Raw genomic sequence first — 20916 nt, forward strand, 5'->3', positions numbered from 1 at the left:
GCGACGGCTGATCTGAAAGACCTGGTCAGACCTTCGTTTGAGCTTGCGCGGTCTCAGACTGCGGCGCCCCGCGGGTACGCGCGGCTCACGATGAGTGGCTTCGACAGGAGACTTAGATGGGGTTCCATAACCCGTTCCTCAAAGATGGACTGATCAAATTCCCCGACAACGGGAGCGTGGTCAAGCACGTCGAGAAATGGGCCAAGGTTCGTGGCGACAAGGTCGCCTACCGGTTCCTCGACTTCTCCGTTGAACGCGACGGCGTGGCGCGCGAGCTGAACTGGGCCGACTTCGGCGCGCGCAACCGTGCAGTCGCCGCCCGATTGCAACAGGTCACCCAGCCGGGCGACCGAGTGGCGATCCTCTGCCCGCAGAACCTCGAGTACGTCGTCGCGATGTACGGCACGCTCTACTCCGGCCGCATCGCAGTGCCGCTGTTCGACCCTTCTGAACCCGGCCACGTCGGCCGCCTGCACGCCGTGCTCGACGACTGCCAGCCGTCGGCCATCCTCACCACCACCGAGTCGGCGGAGGGTGTGCGCAAGTTCTTCCGCAGCAGGCCCGCCAAGGAACGTCCGCGCGTCATCGCCGTCGACGCGGTGCCAAACGAGGTCGGTGGCACCTGGGTGCCGGTCGACGTCACCGCCGAGACGATCGCCTATCTGCAGTACACGTCCGGATCGACTCGCATCCCCACGGGTGTGCAGATCACCCACCTCAACCTGGCCACCAACATCGTCCAGATCATCGAGGCGCTCGACGGCGAGGAGGGCGACCGCGGGGTCTCGTGGCTGCCGTTCTTCCACGACATGGGCCTTATCACGGCCATGCTGGCGCCGATGATCGGCCACTACATCACCTTCATGACCCCGGCGGCGTTCGTACGCAGGCCTGGCCGGTGGCTACGGGAAATGTCCCGCAAGCCCGACGACACCGGCGGGGTGATCTCGGTGGCGCCGAACTTCGCCTTCGACCATGCCGCCGCCCGCGGCCTGCCGAAGGACGACGAGCCGCCTCTGGATCTGTCCGTCGTCAAGTGCATCCTGAACGGCAGCGAGCCCATCTCTGCGGCCACCGTGCGCAGGTTCAACGAGGCGTTCACCCCGCACGGCTTCAAGCCGCAGGCCATCAAGCCGTCATACGGGCTGGCCGAGGCCACGCTGTTCGTGTCGACCACTCCGATGGGCGATCACCCGCGGATCATCTCCGTCGACCGTGACGCGCTGAACACCGGCACCTTCGTCGAGGTGCCCGACGATTCACCCCGTGCCGTTGCGCAGGCCGGCGCGGGCAAAGTGGGTGTCGCCGAGTGGGCCGTCATCGTCGATGCGGAGTCCGCCACGGAACTCCCCGACGGCCAGATCGGCGAAGTCTGGATCAGCGGCCAGAATATGGGCACCGGCTACTGGGGCAAGCCGGAGGAGACGGTCGAGACTTTTCAAAACATCCTCAAGTCGCGGACCAATCCGTCGCACGCCGAGGGCGCGACCGACGACGCGACGTGGGTGCGCACTGGTGACTACGGCGCCTACCACGACGGTGAGCTGTTTATCACCGGCCGAGTAAAGGATCTGGTCATCATCGACGGCCGCAACCACTATCCGCAGGACCTCGAGTACTCGGCGCAGGAGGCGACCAAGGCGCTGCGTGTCGGGTATGTGGCCGCGTTCTCGGTGCCGGCGAACCAGCTGCCGGACGACGTGTTCGCGAACGCCCACGCCGGCCTCAAGCGCGACCCCGAGGACACCTCTGAGCAGCTGGTGATCGTCGGTGAGCGGGCGCCGGGGACACACAAGCTGGACCAGGCCCCGATCGCCGACGACATCCGCGCTGCGATTGCGGTGCGTCACGGCGTCACCGTGCGTGACGTGCTGCTGACCCCCGCCGGCGCGATTCCGCGGACCTCGAGCGGCAAGATCGGCCGCCGCGCCTGCCGGGCGGCCTACCTCGATGGCAGCCTGCGCAGCGGGAAGGTCGCCAACGACTTCCCCGACGAGACAGACTGACGGTTCACTGAAACTGAAAATGACTGAGACACAGAATAATTCGCACGAGCCCGCGCAGGATGTCGCCGACGGATCGGCTCAGGAGATCGAGCAGGCGCGTACCGACCTGACGGTCAACGAGATGCGCCAGTGGCTGCGCAACTGGATCGCCAACGCCACCGGCCAGTCGCCCGACGCGATCAACGACTCCACGCCCATGGTCGAACTGGGCCTGTCGTCGCGTGACGCGGTCGCGATGGCCAGCGACATCGAGGACCTCACCGGGGTGACGCTGACGGCGACGGTCGCCTTCCGCCATCCGACCATCGAGTCGCTGGCGACGGTCATCGTCGAGGGCGAGCCCGAGGTCGACATGTCCGACAGCGGCGAGGATTGGTCGCGCACTCGCGAGGTCGACGACATCGCAATCGTGGGCATCGCCACCCGGCTCCCCGGCGATATGAACACCCCCGACGAGACGTGGCAGGCGCTGCTGGAAGGCCGCGACGCGATCACGGACCTGCCCGAGGGCCGCTGGGAGGAATTCCTCGGAGAACCGCGGATCGCCGAGCGGGTCGCCAAGGCCCGCACCCGCGGCGGATACCTCTCCGACATCAAGGGGTTTGACGCCGAGTTCTTCGCGCTGTCGAAGATGGAGGCCGACAACATCGATCCGCAGCAGCGGATGGCGCTGGAGCTGACGTGGGAGGCGCTGGAACATGCGCGCATCCCGGCGTCGAGCCTGCGCGGCGAGCGCGTCGGCGTGTACGTCGGGTCGACGAACAACGACTATCAGTTCCTTGCCGTGGCCGACCCCACGACGGCGCACCCGTACGCCATCACCGGCACCACGAGCTCGATCATCGCCAACCGGGTGTCGTACTTCTACGATTTCCGCGGCCCGTCGATGACCATCGACACCGCATGCTCGAGCTCGCTGGTCGCCGCACACCAAGGCGTGCAGGCGCTGCGGTCCGGCGAAGCCGACGTCGCACTCGTCGGCGGCGTGAATGCACTGATCACTCCGCTGGCGACCATCGGGTTCGACGAAGTCGGCGGCGTGCTGGCCTCCGACGGCCGAATCAAGTCGTTCTCGCAGGACGCCGACGGTTACGCCCGTTCCGAGGGCGGCGGCATGCTGGTGCTCAAGCGGGTCGCCGATGCCCGGCGTGACGGTGACGAGATTCTCGCGGTCATCGCGGGTAGCGCGATCAACCACGACGGCCGGTCCAACGGCATGCTGGCGCCGAACCCCGACGCACAGGCCGAGGTGCTGCGCAAGGCGTACAAGGACGCGGGGATCAACCCGCGCGATGTCGACTACATCGAAGCGCACGGCACCGGCACCATTCTTGGCGACCCGATCGAGGCCGACGCGCTGGGCCGCGTCGTCGGCAGGGGCCGTCCCGCCGACAAGCCAGCGCTGCTGGGCGCGGTGAAATCCAATGTGGGGCACCTGGAGTCGGCCGCGGGCGCCGCGAGCCTGGCCAAGATGACGCTGGCGTTGCGCAACGACAAGCTTCCGCCGTCGATCAACTATGCCGGGCCCAACCCGTACATCGACTTCGAGAACGTGCGGCTGAAGGTCGCCGACACCGTCACCGATTGGCCCCGCTACAGCGGCCACGCCATCGCCGGTGTGTCCGGCTTCGGCTTCGGCGGCGCCAACGCGCACATGGTGCTGCGTGAGGTGCTCCCTTCGGATCTCGTCGATCCAGAACCCGAATCCGAGCCCGTCGCCGAGTCCTCAAAGACGTCCGAAGCCGACGCCGTGTATGTCGGCGGCGTCCGGATGGACGAGTACGGCGAGTTCATCGAGTCCGCAGAAGATGGAGCCGAGGAACCAGGCCACGCGGTCGCCGTGGACGATGAGCCGGAACTGCCCGGCCTCACCGACGAGGCGAAGCGTCTCCTGGAGATCGCGCGTGAAGAGCTCGAGGCGTCCGAACAACCCACCCCGGTTGTGCCGCTTGCTGTTTCAGGATTCCTGACCTCACGCAAGAAGGCCACCGCCGCTGAGCTGGCCGACTGGATCGACAGCCCGGAGGGTCGGGCGTCGTCGCTGGAGTCGATCGGCCGCTCGCTGTCGCGGCGCAACCACGGCCGTTCGCGCGCGGTGGTGCTGGCCCACGACCACGACGAGGCCATCAAGGGTCTGCGCGCGGTCGCGGAGGGCAAGCAGAGCCCGAACGTATTCAGCGCGGACGGTCCGGTCACCAATGGACCCATCTGGGTGCTGGCGGGTTTCGGTGCGCAGCACCGCAAGATGGCCAAGAGCCTGTATCTGCGCGACGACACCTTCGCCGAGTGGATCAACAAGGTCGACGCGCTGGTCCAGGACGAGCGCGGCTATTCGGTGGTCGAGTTGATCCTCGACGACTCGCAGGACTACGGCATCGAGACCACCCAGACGGTGATCTTCGCTATCCAGATCGCGCTCGGTGAGCTGCTCAAGTCGCACGGCGCCAAACCCGCTGCGGTGGTTGGGCAGTCGCTGGGCGAGGCCGCCGCGGCTTACTTCGCCGGTGGCTTGTCACTGGGCGATGCCACCCGCACAATCTGCTCCCGCGCACACCTGATGGGCGAGGGCGAGGCGATGCTGTTCGGCGAGTACATCCGGCTGATGGCGCTCGTCGAATACTCCGCCGACGAGATCGAGACGGTGTTCTCGGATTTCAAAGACCTCGAGGTGTGCGTGTACGCCGCGCCGAATCAGACGGTCATCGGCGGCCCACCGGATCAGGTGGACGCGATCATCGCGCGCGCCGAATCGGAGGGGAAGTTCGCCCGCAAGTTCCAGACCAAGGGCGCCAGCCACACCCAGCAGATGGACCCACTGCTCGGTGAGCTGGCCGCCGAACTGCAGGGCATTGAGCCGCATCCGCTCACCACCGGCTATTTCTCGACCGTGCACGAGGGCAGCTACATCCGGCCCGGCGGCGAGCCGATCCACGGTGTGGACTACTGGAAGAAGGGGCTGCGGCACAGCGTCTACTTCACGCACGGCATCCACAACGCCGTCGACAACGGGCACACCACATTCCTCGAGCTGGCTCCGAACCCGGTGGCGCTCATGCAGGTCGGCCTGACGACGGCCGCGGCCGGGCTGCACGATGCGCAGTTGATCGCCACGCTCGCCCGCAAGCAGGACGAAGTCGACTCGATGATCAGCGCGATGGCGCAGCTGTACGTGTACGGTCACGATCTCGACTTCCGCACGCTCTTCCCGCGGCGATCTTCCGGGCTGGCTGGTGCGTTGGACTTCGCGAACATCCCGCCGACCCGCTTCCGGCGCAAGCCGCACTGGCTGGACGCGCGCTTCACCGGCGACGGTTCGGTGATGATTCCCGGCACGCATGTCGCGATGCCGGACGGCCGCCACGTCTGGGAATTCGCACCCAAGGGCCAGCAGGATCTCGGCGCACTGGTGAAAGCCGCTGCGGCGCAGGTCCTTCCCGACGCCAAGCTGACGGCGTTCGAGCAGCGCGCGGTGCCCGGCGAGGGCGCACGGCTGGTGACGACGCTGACGAGGCATCCCGGTGGGGCCACTGTGCAGGTGCACGCCCGCATCGACGAGTCCTTCACCCTCGTGTACGACGCGATCGTCACCCGCGGCGGTGCAGCCACCGCACTGCCAACGGCGGTCGGCGCCGGCATTGTGGTCGCGGAGGCCGTCACACCACAGCCCGTCGAGGAAGAAGACGACGCAGAGATTTTGCAGGACAACCTGACTCAGGGCGCGAACTTGGGTGCGGGCTTTGCGAAGTGGTCGCCCGATACGGGCGAGACGGTGCACGATCGCCTTGCCGCGATCGTCGGCGGCGCGATGGGCTACGAGCCCGAGGACCTGCCGTGGGAGGTGCCGCTGATCGAACTGGGCCTGGACTCGTTGATGGCGGTGCGGATCAAGAACCGCGCCGAGTACGACTTTGACCTACCGCCGATCCAGTTGACCGCGGTTCGGGACGCGAACCTGTTTGCCGTCGAGAAGCTCATCGAGTATGCGATCGAGCATCGGGACGAGGTCGAGCAACTGCACGAGCATCAGCAGACGCTGACGCCCGAACAGATCGCTGCCGAGCAGGCCGCGGTGCTCAGCGGCGCCAACCCGGCGACGGTTGCGGTCGCCGCGCCGGATCCGCAGGCCGAGCCGGAAGCCCAATCAGACATTCCGCCGCCGCCGACCGACCCCTCGGGTCCGGGCATTCCGCCGCCGCCAACGAATCCGGCCGGCCCGGAACAGACCAAGACCGCGGCCGCCGTCGCGGACGTACTGAGCCAGCAGGCCGTCACCGATGCGCTCGGTGCCGATGTGCCACCGCGTGAAGCCGCCGAACGCGTGACGTTCGCGACGTGGGCCATCGTCACCGGCAAGTCACCGGGTGGCGTCTTCAATGCCCTGCCGGAGATCGACGACGAAACCGCAGAGAAGCTGGCGCAACGGCTTTCGGAGCGCGCAGAGGGTCCCATCACCGCGGAGGACGTGAAGACTGCGCCGACCATCGAGGCGTTGGCCACCGTCGTGCGTGAGCATCTCGAGTCCGGCCAGATTGATGGTTTCGTGCGGATCCTGCGCGCACCCCAAGAAGGGGCGAACAAGAACCCGGTTTTCGTGTTCCACCCGGCAGGCGGGTCGACCGTCGTGTACGAGCCGCTGATGAAGCGGCTGCCTGCGGACATCCCGGTGTACGGCATCGAACGGGTCGAGGGCTCGATCGAGGAGCGCGCACGCGAGTACGTGCCGAAGCTGCTGGAGATGCAGGGCAATGGGCCGTTCATCTTGGCCGGCTGGTCGCTGGGCGGGGCGCTGGCTTACGCCTGCGCGGTCGGGCTAAAACGGGCCGGTGCCGATGTGCGGTTCGTCGGGCTGATCGACGCGGTGCGCCCGAGCGAGGAGATCCCCCAGACCAAGGAGGAGACCCGCGCACGCTGGGACCGCTACGCCCGCTTCGCCGAGCGGACGTTCAACGTCGAGATCCCTGAGATCCCCTACGAGGAGCTCGAGAAGCTCGACGACGAGGGCCAGGTGAAGTTTGTGCTCGACATCGTCAGCCAGAGCGGGGTGCAGATCCCTGGCGGCATCATCGAGCACCAGCGCGCGTCGTATCTGGATCAGCGAGCCATCGACACGGCGGAGATCGAGCCGTACGACGGGCATGTCACCCTGTACATGGCCGACCGCTATCACGACGATGCGATGTACTTCGAACCGCGCTACGCGACCCGCAAGCCGGACGGCGGTTGGGGCCAGTACGTGTCCGAACTGGAAGTGGTGCCCATCGGGGGCGAGCACATCCAGGCGATCGACGAGCCGTACATTGCCAAGGTCGGCGCCCACATGAGCGAGGCGATCAACCGCATCGACGCCGAGGAGAAGCAGGCGAAGTGACCAACAGAACCACCGCGGCACTGCTCGCAGAACTCCGCGAAAAGCTGGAGCTGGCAAAGGAACCCGGTGGTGAGAAGGCCATCGCCAAGCGGGAGAAGAGGGGCATACCTAGCGCCCGCGCCCGCATCTATGCGCTCGTCGATCCCGGTAGCTTCCTCGAAATCGGTGCGCTGGCCAAGACACCGGGTGATCCCGACGCGCTCTACGGCGACGGCGTGGTCACCGGGCACGCCACTATCGACGGTAGGCCGGTCGGTGTGTTCAGCCACGACCAGACGGTGTTCCAGGGCTCGGTGGGCGAGATGTTCGGCCGCAAGGTCGCCAAGCTGATGGAGTGGGTGGCGATGGTCGGTTGCCCGATCATCGGCATCAACGACTCGGCCGGGGCCCGCATCCAGGACGCGGTGACTTCGTTGGCCTGGTACGCCGAACTGGGCCGCCGCCACGAGATGCTTCGTGGCCTGGTGCCCGAGATCTCGCTGATCTTCGGCAAGTGCGCTGGGGGAGCGGTGTATTCGCCGATCCAGACGGATCTGGTGGTCGCGGTACGCGACCAGGGCTACATGTTCATCACCGGGCCGGACGTGCTCAAGGACGTCACCGGCGAAGACGTCACGATGGAGGAACTCGGCAGCGCAGATAACCAAGCGCGCTACGGCAACATCCACCAGGTCGTCGAATCCGAAGCGGCAGCTTTCCAGTACGTGCGCGACTACCTGAGCTTCCTGCCCGCCAACACATTTGACGACCCGCCGATCGTCAACCCCGGTCTGGAGCCGGAGATCACGCCGCACGATTTGGAGCTGGACTCGATCGTGCCGGACAGCGACAACATGGCCTACGACATGATGGAGATCCTGTTACGGATCTTCGACGACGGCGATGTATTCCAGGTCGGCGAGCAGCGCGGTCCGGCGATGATCACGGCGTTCGCCCGAGTGGACGGCCGCCCGGTAGGGGTGATCGCCAACCAGCCGATGCACATGTCGGGCGCGATCGACAACGAGGCGTCCGACAAGGCGTCCGCGTTCATCAGGTTCTGCGATTCGTTCAACACGCCGCTGGTGTTCGTCGTCGACACCCCCGGCGCCATGCCGGGCGTCGAGCAGGAGAAGGGTGGCATCATCAAGCGCGGCGGCCGCTTTTTCAACGCCGTCGTCGAGGCAGATGTGCCGAAGGTGACGATCACCGTGCGCAAGTCATACGGCGGTGGTTACGCCGTGATGGGATCGAAGCAGTTGACCGCCGACCTGAACTTCGCCTGGCCGACGGCCCGCATCGCGGTGATCGGCGCGGAGGGTGCCGCGCAGCTGCTAGTGAAGCGTTTCCCCGACCCGACCGCGCCCGAGGTGCAGAAGATCCGTGCCGACTTCATCGAGGGCTACAACGCCAATCTTGCGACGCCGTGGATCGCCGCCGAGCGGGGCTACATCGACGGCGTGATCCAACCGCACGAGACGCGGTTGCTGCTGCGTAAGTCAATGCGGCTGTTGCGCGACAAGCAGATCAGCCGCGTCCAGCGCAAGCACGGCCTGACACCGATCTAATTCCCGCAAACACGCACGCTCGGGCGTTGTGCAGGCTTGGATATTGACGTGTCCAACCATTTCACCGGGCTGAGCCTCGGACCGCCGCTGGGTGATCAGCGGCTGGATCTCTGCGATCTGTACGCCTTCCGATCACCCGCCGATCCCACGCGCACCGTGCTGATCCTGAACGCCAATCCGAACGCCGATGCGCTGCACCCCGATGCCATCTACCGGCTGGCCATCGATAACGACGGAGACCTCCGCAACGACATCGCGTTCAGCTACGTGTTCTCCGAACCCGTCGACGGGAAGCAGACCGTCGACGTGTTCCTGGCCACCGGAGACGACGCCGAATCCCCGGAAGCCATCGGCGACAAGATCTTCGAAGCGGTCGAGGTCTCGTTCGGGCCGGTACCCAACATCACGCAGTCGGATAGCGTCACGTTCTTCGCCGGTGCTCGCAGCGACGCATTCTTCTTCGACTACGAGGGCATCAAGAACCTATTCGACACCTCGGGCGGGCGGAACTTCACCGCACCACATCTCGGCGGGGAATCGCCATGGACAGGCGAAGATTCGAACACCACAGCCAACGTCTTCTCGACGGTGCTGGAACTCCCCACCGCCGAACTCGGTGCGAGCCCCGACATCCGCATCTGGGGCCGGTGCAGTCTGCGCCGCGACGGCAAGCTCGAACATGTGGATCGGGCCGGTCACCCGTCGGTGAGTAGCTTCTTCAACACCGACGACACCAAGCTGGAGTACAACGCGAGCGAGCCGATCCACGACCGCGAACGGTGGATCGCGCAATTCATTCACCTCATGGGACACACCGGCGGCTACTCACACGACGAAGCGATCGAGGCGATCGACAACGAAGGCACCCTGCCCGATATGTTGACCTACAACCCGTCCAAACCGGCGAAGTACCCGAATGGGCGGGTGTTCACCGATGATGTGATCGACTACCGGCTGGCGTTCCTGACCAAGGGCGACTGCCCTCCGACGGGCCTGAGCCCGCACACCGACACGCTGCGCGAATTTCCCTACCTGGGCACACCGCACTGATGGTCTTGCGCCGCTGAGTACGATGCGCGCATGCCGCTAGCCGACGGGCAGGTGATCGCCGGGTACACCATCCTGCGGTCGCTCGGTGCTGGCGGGATGGGCGAGGTGTATCTAGCCCAGCATCCCCGGCTGCCGCGCCGCGACGCGCTCAAGGTGCTGCCTGCTTCGGTGAGTACCGACGACGAGTACCGCCAACGGTTCAACCGGGAAGCAGATATCGCGGCGACGTTGTGGCACCCCCACATCGTCGAGGTCCATGACCGGGGCGAAGTCGATGGCCAGCTGTGGATCTCGATGGACTATGTCGAGGGCACCGATGCGGGGCGCCTGCTCGCCGAGCGGCACCCCTCGGGTATGCCGCCAGAGGACGTGGTGCGCATCGTGACGGCGATCGCCGACGCGCTCGACTACGCGCATACACGTGGACTGTTGCATCGCGACGTCAAACCCGCCAACCTTCTGATCGCCGACACCGGCAGTGATGGTGAACGAATCATGTTGGCGGACTTCGGAATAGCCCGCTGTATTGATGACTCCGCCGGTTTGACCGGAACGAACATGACGGTGGGAACCGTTGCCTACGCCGCGCCGGAGCAGTTGACCGGCGCAGCGATCGACGGCCGGGCCGACCAGTATGCACTGGCGGCCACCGCGTTTCAGTTGCTCACCGGTGCGCCCCCGTTCCACCACTCCAACCCCGCGGTTGTCATCAGCCAACACCTCACCGCCGTGCCACCGCCTATCGGATCCCGCCGTCCCGAGTTGTCGGGTCTCGGACCGGTCTTCGACAAGGCGCTCGCCAAGTCCCCGGATGGCCGGTACGACAAGTGCATCGATTTCGCACGGGCACTTGCACATCGAATCGGCATGCCGGAGCAGGAGGCCGGCGGCTCTGATGCGACGATGCTGGCACAGTCCGCGTCCGGGCCTAAGCACTCGAAGCAATCAGCGCCGCAGCGTCGCAAGTGGGTCGTTCCGGTCGCCGCCGCGCTCTCGCTGATCGCCGTCGCCGCAATCGTTTTCGTGGTCGTCGACCGCCTGCGTGACGATTCGGCAGAGGCCGAGCCGCAGCCGCCGGGAGCCGTCGCCCTGCCGGTGGTTGTCGTCGGCGCGGACTGCGCAACGCTGGGCGCGGCGGGCATCACCGACGGCGGGGCGCCCGCCTACTGTGCCCACCTGCCGACCGTCGACAAGACGATCTGGTCGCTGTATCCGGGCAAAATCTCCAGCCCGACAGTCACTCCCGGTGCAGGCGAAGAGGTGTATCCGTCGGAGACCGAGTCGCCTGTCCTGGTGTGCATGGAGCAGACCGGCCGGAGCAGGCTCGATTGCCATAACGACATCCTGCAGAGCAATGCAGGCTAGATCGGCGGCAACTCCAGCCAGTCGTCGACTATGAATGCGTCGCCGCGCGCGACCACCGTCGCGCCGCTGTGGCCCGGGTAGTGAGCGGGTATCACCGCGGCACGCCGGCGTGAGGTTTCGGTGAGTATCCGCTTGCGCGTCACCGCGGCCGCCGCGAAGTCCTCGTCCCACGCGCACGGATCCAGCGGGCGGTCCAGCTGGATGGGGCAGTGCGTCAGGTCCCCGACGAACACCGCGGGCTTGCCCGCGTCCAGCCACACCACAGACGATCCCGGAGTGTGCCCCGGCGCAGGGCGAAGCCACAGCGACTCGCTGAGTTGATGGTCGTCGGACCACAACTCGATCTGGTCCTCTACCGGAGAAACGCTGTCCGAGAACAGCGTTCGGACATGCCGCAGCAGTGATTCGTCATCCTCGGTCTGCGGCGCCTTGCGTTGTACCGGACCGTCCGGCTCGAAGTGCCGGTAGTCCGCCTCGGGCATCAGATAACGGGCGTTCGGAAACGTGGGCACCCATGCGTCGTCGCCGTCGCGCATGGTGTTCCAGCCGATGTGGTCGAAATGCAGGTGGGTGTTGACGACGACGTCGACGGTCTCCGGATCGACAACGCTGCGCAAGGCCGCCAGGAAGTCGGTCTGCAGATTGTCCAGCACGGCCATTCGCGGGCGGGACTTGTGGTTGCCTGCGCCGGTGTCGACCAGGACGGTAAGTCCGTCGACCTCGACCACCCAGGTCTGCAGTGCGAGGCGCCAGCCCTCGTCGTTCCAGAAGGTCGGCGTGAATTCGTTTGTTTCGCGCCATGCTTCGGCGGGCGTCTGCGGGAACACTGACAGAGGTAGGTCGTCGACCTGCCACTCGATCACGCGGGTGACGACGGCGTTGCCGAACCGGATGTGGTCCATAGCGTCAGGCTAAACGACCGCGAACGCGTCGACCTCGATCAAGTACTCGGGCCGCGACAGCGTCTGCACTCCCAACAGGGTGTCGGCTGGTTTGTGGTCGCCGAACACCGCCACGCGTGCTTCCTCGATGGCCTGCAAGTATTCGGGCCGGTAGCCGACGACGTAGATCGTGATCTTCGCAACCTGATCGGGCGCCGCACCGCCTGCGGCTAGCGCACGGCCGACGTTGGTGAACACCTGCCGTGCCTGGGCCGCCAGGTCACCTTCGCCGACAAGGTTGCCATTCTCGTCTTCGGGTTCTTGACCGGCGATGAACACCAGCCTGCTTCCCGTCGCCACGACAACATGCGAGTACGTCGGGGGCGTGGGCAGATCAGGCGGATTGATGCATTCCAGCGTCACCGATTCACCGTAGTCGGGTCGTAGCACGATCCGCGGAATAGTCAGACGATTTGGAATGTAGGCCAGCTCGCAATGTACACAGGAAGGCAGTTATTCACAGTTCACGCTCATATCGGCTTGCACTGTCCCATTGCGTTGTGCTGCCGAGTCATCATGGCCGCGATGTCGAAAAGGAAGGCGGCTATTCAGAGTGAGTGGCGTGCTGTGGATGTTGTGCCTATTGGCATTCTTTTCTGCCATCAAGTCGATCACCGCAATCGCGATTGCGTTGCATGGGGTGCCGTCTTGCGAACGAGCGGACGTGCTACGCGGCCTAGCCGGATGCATTCAGCCGAGAGGTATGTTGCGGCGCCTACCGTGCCAAGATTGCAACCAGGGTTGCGATACCTCGTGATCCACAGCCCTGACTGCAATCTCGCGAGAAGAGTTACGGCTTGATGCGGATGTGGCCCGGCGAGTACAGCCCGCTGTGCGTCGCGGTGCCAAAATCCAGAGTCGCAGGCTCGGCGTCGACGATCGTGTCGAACTTGCGCAGTGAACCCCAGTCGCGGCCCCAGTCCTGCGAGAGATACGACGCCATCACATGCGCCCTCAGCAGCAGGTCGCTGATGCCGAGCAGGCCGCCGTTGATGCCGTCCTGCCAGGTGTCGGTGTCCTTCTTCTTGGCGTTGTAGTCGGGAGTGATCCGGAACTTGGGAATCTGGGTGACGCCGTTGGCGTGCAGCATCGGCTGCTGGCACGGGAACGCCAGCCCCACCGCCCAGTCCATCAGCACCGGCTGCTCGGAGCCGACGTACTCCTGCACCGACCGCAGTTCCGGTACGCGTGGCGGCGTTACGGCCACCCAGTCGCCCTGTGTCAGCGACAGGTCCTCGACGACCAGCCGCACCGCGACCGCGTCGGCAGGAATCTGTGCACGGGGATACCGCAGGTTGCGCCACGACGGGATCGGCCCCAGGTCGAAGGGCACCAACCGGCCCGCAGGCACCGGCGCGCCGTCCGGCCCGCGCCGCGCATACTCCAATTCCACCGGCTGGCCCTCGGTTCGGCCGTTGAACACGCTGTCACCGGTGATCACCCCTGCGGCGGTGACGACCACAAGCGGGTGCGCGTCATCGGGTGCAGGCAGCTCGTACCACGCGGACGTCAGGCGGCTCTGCTGCTGCGGACCCTCGGCGTAGCTGCCCGCCATCGGAACCCGCGCTGGGTCCAGCCCGTACGGCAGCGGCACCGTCGACCCGTTGACACCCGGCGTGCGCAGCTTCGTCGGCGCGTCCCAGTCGTAGTCGGTACCCGGCGTCGGCAGCGAGATCCGAATCGTCTCGGCGACAATCTTTTCGGGCACACCACTAGGTGTAAAGCCCACCGGTCCGACGCCACCGAGTGGGCCAAGCGGACCGTAGTCGCCGGGTAGCGGAGTCAGGAAGCCGTCGTTGGTGTCGGGTTCGACGAGCACGTCGTCGGCCAGCCCGCAGCCCCCGGTGAACGACCGCAGGTTGGCCCAGGCGTTGGAGTATGTCGGGTACTGGCGCACGATGCCGGCGATCATCGAGCCCACGAACACCACCACCATGAACCCCGCGGTGAGTGGGATGGGTGCCGCGGTCAATGCCCGTGCGATCCGGCCCTCGCCATGGGTTCGGGATGTGAAGTGCAGCCACGCCGCATAGACCGCGGTGATCGCGAACAGCGCGAAAAATACTGTGCTGACGGTGATTCCGCCGATCTTGGGCATCGCGTTGTTGAACGGCACGCCGTAGCTGGAGACGTACCACCAGCCGTTGGTGGTGGCGAAGCACAACGCCAGCAGGAAGAACACCGCCGCGAGGAACGCCATCCGGTTGCGCGACCATCGCAGCACCTTCGGTGACACCAGGACCGTGGCCAGTGCCGCCATCGCTGCGCCGACGGCCGCGAACAGACCGAAGTGATGCACCCACTTGGTCGGGGTGAACATCAGGAAGAACACCGTGCCGAAGATGACGCCCATCAACCGCCACGCAGGCCCGCGCGCAACCCCGGGAATCCGCTTGCGCCGCAACATGATGAACATCGACGCGAACAACGACAAGGCGGTGATCAGGAATCCGAACCGCCGCGACAGCGAGCCGTCGACCGTCGGCAGAATCAGGTAGTAGTACCGCAGGTTCTCGGTGTACCACTCCTGATTAGGGCCGATGTCGGTGCGAATCCGGGTGGCCTCCAACACCGTGGCAAACGTCTGGTCGAAGAAGATCACCGTCAGCACCACGGTGCCTGCGGCCAGCAGCGGTGCCACCAACGGCCAGGTACCGACGATGCGGTGCCGCCGCACCAGGATTCGCAGGATGGGCCGGCCGCCGGCGAGCAGCGCCGCCACGGCGATTAGACCCGTCGGCTGGATGCCGAGTGTGAACGACGCGGCGACGATCGCCAGTGCGGCGGGTGTCAAGCGACCCGAGATGATGGCGCGTTCGATCAGCACGTAGGTGATCAGTGCACCGGTCGCGATCTGGCCCTCCGGCCGCAGACCGTTGTTGAACGGCATCCACGCCGCGAGCAGCACCAGCCCTGCCGCCCACAGCGCGGGCTTACTCGCCGCGACAGCAGGGCCCAGTCGGGGCAGCACTTCGCGAGAAAGCAACAGCCAGCACACGATTCCGCACACGAGATCGGGCAGCCGCATCCAGATGCTGGCGTCGCTCACGCTCGTCATCAGCGCCAGCAGGTTGTAGTACCAGCCGAACGGGTCCTCGGGACTGCCGAACCAGCGGAAGTAGTTCGACATGTAGCCGGCATGCCCGGCGACCCTGGCCATGCCGAGGATGTAGCCGTCGTCCGACGAGTTGGCGCCGATGACATGCCACGCAAGGAATCCACCGACCACGGTGACGTCGGTCGCGGTGAATGTGCGCCAGCGTTGCGGGATCAGCCGGTGCATCCGCCTGCCGTCGAGCCGGTCCAGCCGCCACAGCGCGAGCAGGGCGAGGACTGTCGACAGGATCGCCAGCACCATCGCGGCCAGCTTCAAAGGTGTTGGCTGGGTGGAGAATCGGGTGTCGATGACCGCAGAGACGGACAGGCCCGGCGGCGCAGGTCCGGTTAGGTCGGTGAACACCCCGACGATCGCGGGTCGCAGGTTCGGATCGGCGAACCCGGTGCGCTGTTCCTTACCCGTGGTGGGGTCGGTCAGCCCGACGAATGTCGCGAAAGTGCCTGCCTCCGAGGATGTGATCTCGATACTGGAACACCCTGGGGCACCTCCGCCGCCAATGACGCGTGACCTCGGCACACTCGCCACCACGACGTTGCGGTCGGTGATGTCAACGCGCTGGCTGGAGACGTTGACGAATAGCGACTGCAGGGCCGCCTGCTTGCCGTTCTTCGGCGCCGTACCGAGCACCATGCCGCCACGGGGCGGCATCGTCCGAATCACCTCGCACGGCACCGTCACGTTCATCGTCACCGGCGTCTGCGTAATCAGCGGCGCCGTAACGTTATTGAGTTGACCGCTCTGCGGCCATTCTAGCGTCGCGGTGGTCTGGACCACCGGCAGCAGCGGCGTCGCCACCGACAACACGAACCCGAGCAGGCCCGCGATCGTCGCCACCCATCGTGCGACCTTCACATCGCGCACCGCGTCCCGGCTGACGGTGGCCGTCATGGCAGTGCCCTGATCGGTCCACTGCGGCTCCAGCCGAACACTCGCGCCGAGCCTTGGTCGATAACGGCGTTGGGCGCCTGCGACTCCGGCACCACGCGGTCGTAGCGCTCGATCGAGCCCCAGTCGCGGTACCAGTCGTCACGCAGATATGTCGGAACCGCAGATGTGCGCAACAGCGCCTGGATGAACAGGAACGGGCCGCCGTCCTCGGCGGACTGCCACATGTTCGACGACGACACCAGCTGTTTGAAGTAGGGCATGATGCGGAACTGCGGCAGTTCGGCGACTCCGAGGTGTTCGGAGAACGGACGCTGGCACGGGAAGTTCGCGGCGGTGGCGATGTCCATCATCACCGGTGTCTGCGAGCCGAGGAACTGCTGCGCGGTCTCCAACACGGGCGCGCGGGGCGGGGTGAACGCGAACCACTGATCGGTGCTCAGGTTCGGGTCGTCGGCGACGATGCGTGCGACGTTGGCCTCCGGCGGCGCCCACGCCATCGGGAAACGCAGGTTGCGCCAAGCCTTTTGCGGGAAGATGTCGATCGGCTGCACATCACCAAGCGCCTGGTAGCTGCCGTCGGGACGGTGCACACCCCACTGAAGTTTGAGCGACTGGCCGTAGTTGAACGAGCCGTCCTCTTCGAAGTACCAGATCGCGCCCGCGGCGGTGACGGTCACCAGCGGGCGGTCGGGGGTTCTCGGCGGCAGCTGGTACCACGCTGAAGTGACCTTGGCGGCGACGGTGTTCTCGTCGTAGCTGCCCATCACCGGCGTGCGCTTGGGATCGAGACCGAACGGCAGGAAGACCCGCGACCCGTTGACGCCCTCGGGTCCGTAACCGCCGCCGGTGCCTGCCGCATAACCGATTCCGACATTCGGCTCGTTGGGGGAGCCGTCGGAGTTGACCAAACCGGGGTTGGCGGTGACCGGCTCGGCGGGCTCCAGGGTGTCGCTGACGCCGTTGGGTGTGAACCCGACCGGGTTCTCTCCGCCAAGCGGGCCGTACTCGCCGAACCGCTGGCCCGGAACCGGTTGCAGCAGACCGGCATTGGTGTCGCTTTCGACGAGCACGTCGTCGGCCATCGCGCAGCTGGTGGTAGACAGCCCAGACGTCAGCGCCGCTACGTTCGCCTTGGCGGTGGTGTAGACGGGATAGCGCTGCGCGGCGCCCTTTGCCATCGAACCCACCTCGAGGACCACCATGATGACCGCCACCACCAGCAGCGGCGTCGAGGCCAGCACCCGGTTACGCCGGGTGTTGGCCACCTCGACGTGGCCTGTGTAGTCCATCCGGTAGTGCAGCCAGCCCGCGAGCACGCCTGACACCATCGCCAGCGCAAGGAAGATGATGAGCACCGGGATTCCCGCGATCACCGGCTGCTTGTCGAACCACGGCACACCGTAGTTGCCGACGTAGAACCAGCCGTTGATACCCGAAGTCGCCCAAGCCAATACGAACAGCAGCGCGGTCACGTACAACGCGAGATTGCGGCGGCTGTGTAGGCCGACCCGCGCGAACGAGAACGCAGTGACGGCGCCAAGCGCACCGGCCAGCCCGGCGAAGGCGCCGAACTGCACCGCCCACTTCGTCGGCGTGAACGTCAGCAGCAGCAGCCCGATGGCGGTTGTCCCGATCAGCCGCCACACCGGGCCCTTCGCCATCCCGGGCACACCGCCTCGGCGCAGCAGCACCGCGAGCATCCCGAACACACACAGCAGCAGCACCAGCACGGCGAAGCGACGGGTCAGCGACGAGTCGACGCTGTCCTCGACCGTCAGGAAGTAGTAGCGCAGGAATTCCTGGTACCACGCGATGGTCGGGCCGACCACGTACTTGATGCGGGCGGACTCGGCGACGGTGGCCAGCGTCTGGTCACGGAACACGATGACGAAGATCAGCGATAGCGACGCGGCAAGCGTGGCCAACGGCGCGAGTAGTCCGTCGTCGCCCCGACGGATGCGGATGGTCCGCGCGATGGCCCGCGCGCCGACCAGCAGCGGGGCGAGCGCGATGAGGCCCTGTGGCGCCAGGGTGACGCTGAACATCGCCACGATGATCGCCAGAGCGGCCGGCCACAGTCGTCGGGTGCCGATCGCATTCTCGACAAGGATCCACGTGGCGATGGCGCCGAACGCGATCAGCGGTTCGGGCCGCAGGCCGTTGTTGAACGGCAGCCACGCGGCAAGGAACACCGCACCGGCCGTCCACGCGGCCACCCGGTTCATGGCGAGGCGGCGGCCAAGCCGGGGCAGCACGCAGCGGCTGATGATCAGCCATGTGCCGATCGCCGCCGCGGTGGCAGGCAGCCGCATCCACACGCCTGCCGTGCTGATCGACGCCATCTGCGCCAGCACGGACTGGTACCAGTCGAACGGCGCCTCGCTGGCCCCGAAGAAGCGGTAGTAGTTGGCGCTGTATCCCGCCTCGCCAGAGACCCTGGCGATGGTGAGGTTGTAGCCGTCGTCCGACGAGGTCGCGCCGATCAGATGCCACAGCAGGAGCGTGCCGATGACGCCGATGTCGGCAAGCCAGTGCGAAAACCCGACGCGCCAGAACCGTCGCCAGGAACGCGGGACTCGGCGTCCGCCTCGCCTGTCGAGCACCGCCAACGCCACGATCGACGCCACGACGCACGCGACGCCCAGCACCATCGCCGCGAGCTTGAGCGCGGTCGGGCTGGTGATGAACCGGGTGTCGATGTCGATGCGCGCCGACAAGCCCGGTTGCGCGGCCACCTCTAGGTCGGTGAAGACCCCGGCGATCTGCGGCTTCTTTTCCGTAGACAGGGTGCCGGCCGCGCCGGGTATGCCGACGAAATCGGCGCCAACCCCGCCCACGTTCGCCCAGATGTGCAACGTGCTGCACGCGCCGGAGGCCACGGCCGCGCGGGGTGCGACGGCCGCCACGGAGTCACGGAACGCGACGACGACGGTGTCCGCGTTGGCGCGGACGAACAGGCCGTTGCGGCTCGCCGCGATGCCCCCGGGCGGAATGGTCGAGAACACCAGTCCGCCCGCAGCTGGCACGGTGGCGATCGCCTGACATGGAATCGTGACGTCGAGAGCCAGTGGCGCACCGGAGACCAGCGGCGCGGTGACGTCGGTGACCAGCCCGTCCGCTCCAGGCGCCTGTGGCCACAGAATCGTGGCGGTGGTCTGTTTGACCGGCAGCAGCGGCACCAGGACGCACAGCAGCATTCCTGCAATGCCCGCGACGACGGCGATCAGGCGGGCGAACCGGTAGGTCCGCTCTTTGTCATCGCCGGGCACGAGCGTCGATGGTAGGCGACGTGGTTGTGCCCGCTGTTGATGCGGGGCCGCTCGGACGGAGCCGAGTGCGGACATAAGTCACGCGAAAGCGGGCGCAGCGTGCCTCAACCCCACACTCGTCGGTTGGGTCCTCACACTTAGTGGCGCAGCGGCGCCGGGCTCCACAGGCCGCTACGCGTCGCCGAACCGAGATCCAGGCGTGCCGGTTCCGCGTTCTGGTAGTACGGCGTGAACTGCTGAAGCGCGCCCCAGTCGCGGAACCAGTCGTCGCGCAGATAGGTCGGCACCGTGGTGGCGCGCAGCAGGAGTTCGGTGATGCCGAGCGGCCCGCCGCCGAGGTTGTCCATCACCGGCGAATTGGCCTCGGCCCCGAAGCGGTCGGGCAGGATGCGCCACTTGGGCACCTCGACGACGCCGTTCTGATGGCCGAACGGGCGCTGGCACGGGAACGCGAGGCCGACCAGCCAGTCCAGCAGCACCGGCTGCTGCGAGCCGACCACGTCCTGCAACGTGCGCAGCGCCGGGATCCGCGGCGGGGTGATGGCGATCCAGTGCTGCGGGTTGAGGTCGTCGTCGGTGGCGACCAGTCGCACCTGCGTCGCGTCACGCGGGATCGCGGCCATGGGCGCCCGCAGGTTGCGCCACGCCGGCGCCGCGCCGACGTCGGCGAACCCGATGCCACCACCCGGCTTGTCGTCGGCCGCCTGCTCGTCGGTGGCCCACTGCACGACGACCTCGCCGGGATCGAATCGTCCCGCCGCGGCCACAACGAGGAGTTGATTGGACTCGTCACCCTCACTCCAATTGGCCGGCAGCCGGTACCACGCCGAGCGCAGCGCCGCTGGCTGCTGGGTGCCGCTGCGCCAGCTGCCCATCACCGGGGTTCGCGCGGGGTCGAGGTTGTAGGGCAGCCGGGCCCGCGATCCGTTGACGCCGGCCGCGGCGGTGGTGCCGCCCTCGGTGCCGGCCTCGCCGTTCGTTTCCTCGCCTTCGGGGGTGTCGGCGAAGTTGGTGGCGGTGCCGGGGCCGCCCATCACCTCGTCGGCGGACAAATCGCTCGGAATCCCGTTGGGGCCGAAGCCTTCTGCGCTGGCAGCACTCAGTGCCTCGCCGACGGGCGCATCGACGGGCTGCAGCATCGAGGCGTTGGCGTCCTGTTCGGCCAGCACATCCTCGGCCATCCCGCACGTCTTGCCGGTCAGCGCTTCCAGATTCGAGCGGCCGACGCTCCACGCCGGGTACTGGTCGGTCATGGCCAATGTCAGCGACATGACCTCGAAGACGACGACGATCCACGCGGCAACGGCCAACGGGGACTGGACTATTCGGCGCCATCCGAAGCGTCCGCCATCGTCGGGGGAGAG

General features: G+C 66.6%; 10 protein-coding genes. 5 read left to right on the forward strand and 5 right to left on the reverse strand.

The window, feature by feature from the left end; translation table 11 throughout:
• Nucleotides 1-116 precede the first annotated feature (116 nt).
• The 5 genes from fadD32 to VFH65_RS12460 are packed head-to-tail and all read left to right on the forward strand — an operon-like array spanning nucleotide 117 to nucleotide 11336.
• Nucleotides 117-2006 carry a long-chain-fatty-acid--AMP ligase FadD32 gene (gene fadD32 / locus VFH65_RS12440; protein WP_353321846.1) on the forward strand — a complete coding sequence of 630 codons (1890 nt, stop codon included), beginning with the start codon at nucleotides 117-119 and terminating at the stop codon, nucleotides 2004-2006.
• Between the two features lie 19 nt (nucleotides 2007-2025).
• Entirely contained in the window at nucleotides 2026-7374 is a 5349-nt protein-coding gene (gene pks13 / locus VFH65_RS12445; RefSeq protein WP_353321848.1) for a polyketide synthase Pks13, read from the forward strand.
• Nucleotides 7371-8921 (forward strand): acyl-CoA carboxylase subunit beta, encoded by a 1551-nt coding sequence (locus VFH65_RS12450; RefSeq protein WP_353321850.1) that lies wholly within the window; start codon nucleotides 7371-7373, stop codon nucleotides 8919-8921. Before pks13 ends, VFH65_RS12450 begins: the two co-directional genes overlap by 4 nt.
• A 48-nt stretch (nucleotides 8922-8969) precedes the next feature.
• Entirely contained in the window at nucleotides 8970-9971 is a 1002-nt protein-coding gene (locus VFH65_RS12455; RefSeq protein ID WP_353321852.1) for a DUF4331 family protein, read from the forward strand.
• Between the two features lie 30 nt (nucleotides 9972-10001).
• Nucleotides 10002-11336 (forward strand): serine/threonine-protein kinase, encoded by a 1335-nt coding sequence (locus tag VFH65_RS12460; RefSeq protein WP_353321854.1) that lies wholly within the window; start codon nucleotides 10002-10004, stop codon nucleotides 11334-11336.
• Here VFH65_RS12460 and VFH65_RS12465 read toward each other — a convergent pair.
• The 5 genes from VFH65_RS12465 to VFH65_RS12485 form a co-directional block, all read right to left on the reverse strand.
• Nucleotides 11333-12238, reverse strand: coding sequence for an MBL fold metallo-hydrolase (locus tag VFH65_RS12465; protein WP_353321856.1), 906 nt, complete (start codon nucleotides 12236-12238; stop codon nucleotides 11333-11335). The two genes, VFH65_RS12460 and VFH65_RS12465, sit on opposite strands and share 4 nt — an antisense overlap.
• Before the next feature lie 9 nt (nucleotides 12239-12247).
• Nucleotides 12248-12640: a RidA family protein gene (locus VFH65_RS12470; RefSeq protein ID WP_353321858.1), complete on the reverse strand. Its 393-nt coding sequence runs from the start codon at nucleotides 12638-12640 to the stop codon at nucleotides 12248-12250.
• A gap of 427 nt (nucleotides 12641-13067) precedes the next feature.
• Nucleotides 13068-16283: an arabinosyltransferase domain-containing protein gene (locus VFH65_RS12475; protein ID WP_353321860.1), complete on the reverse strand. Its 3216-nt coding sequence runs from the start codon at nucleotides 16281-16283 to the stop codon at nucleotides 13068-13070.
• Nucleotides 16280-19552, reverse strand: a complete 3273-nt coding sequence (locus VFH65_RS12480) for an arabinosyltransferase domain-containing protein (protein WP_353321862.1) — start codon at nucleotides 19550-19552, stop codon at nucleotides 16280-16282. Before VFH65_RS12480 ends, VFH65_RS12475 begins: the two co-directional genes overlap by 4 nt.
• Before the next feature lie 137 nt (nucleotides 19553-19689).
• Nucleotides 19690-20916, reverse strand: a 1227-nt coding sequence (locus VFH65_RS12485) for an arabinosyltransferase C-terminal domain-containing protein (protein WP_353321864.1), incomplete at its 5' end; no start/stop codon positions are given.

Origin of the sequence: Mycobacterium sp. (assembly GCF_035697385.1) — a bacterium.
Taxonomy (GTDB): Bacteria; Actinomycetota; Actinomycetes; order Mycobacteriales; family Mycobacteriaceae; genus Mycobacterium.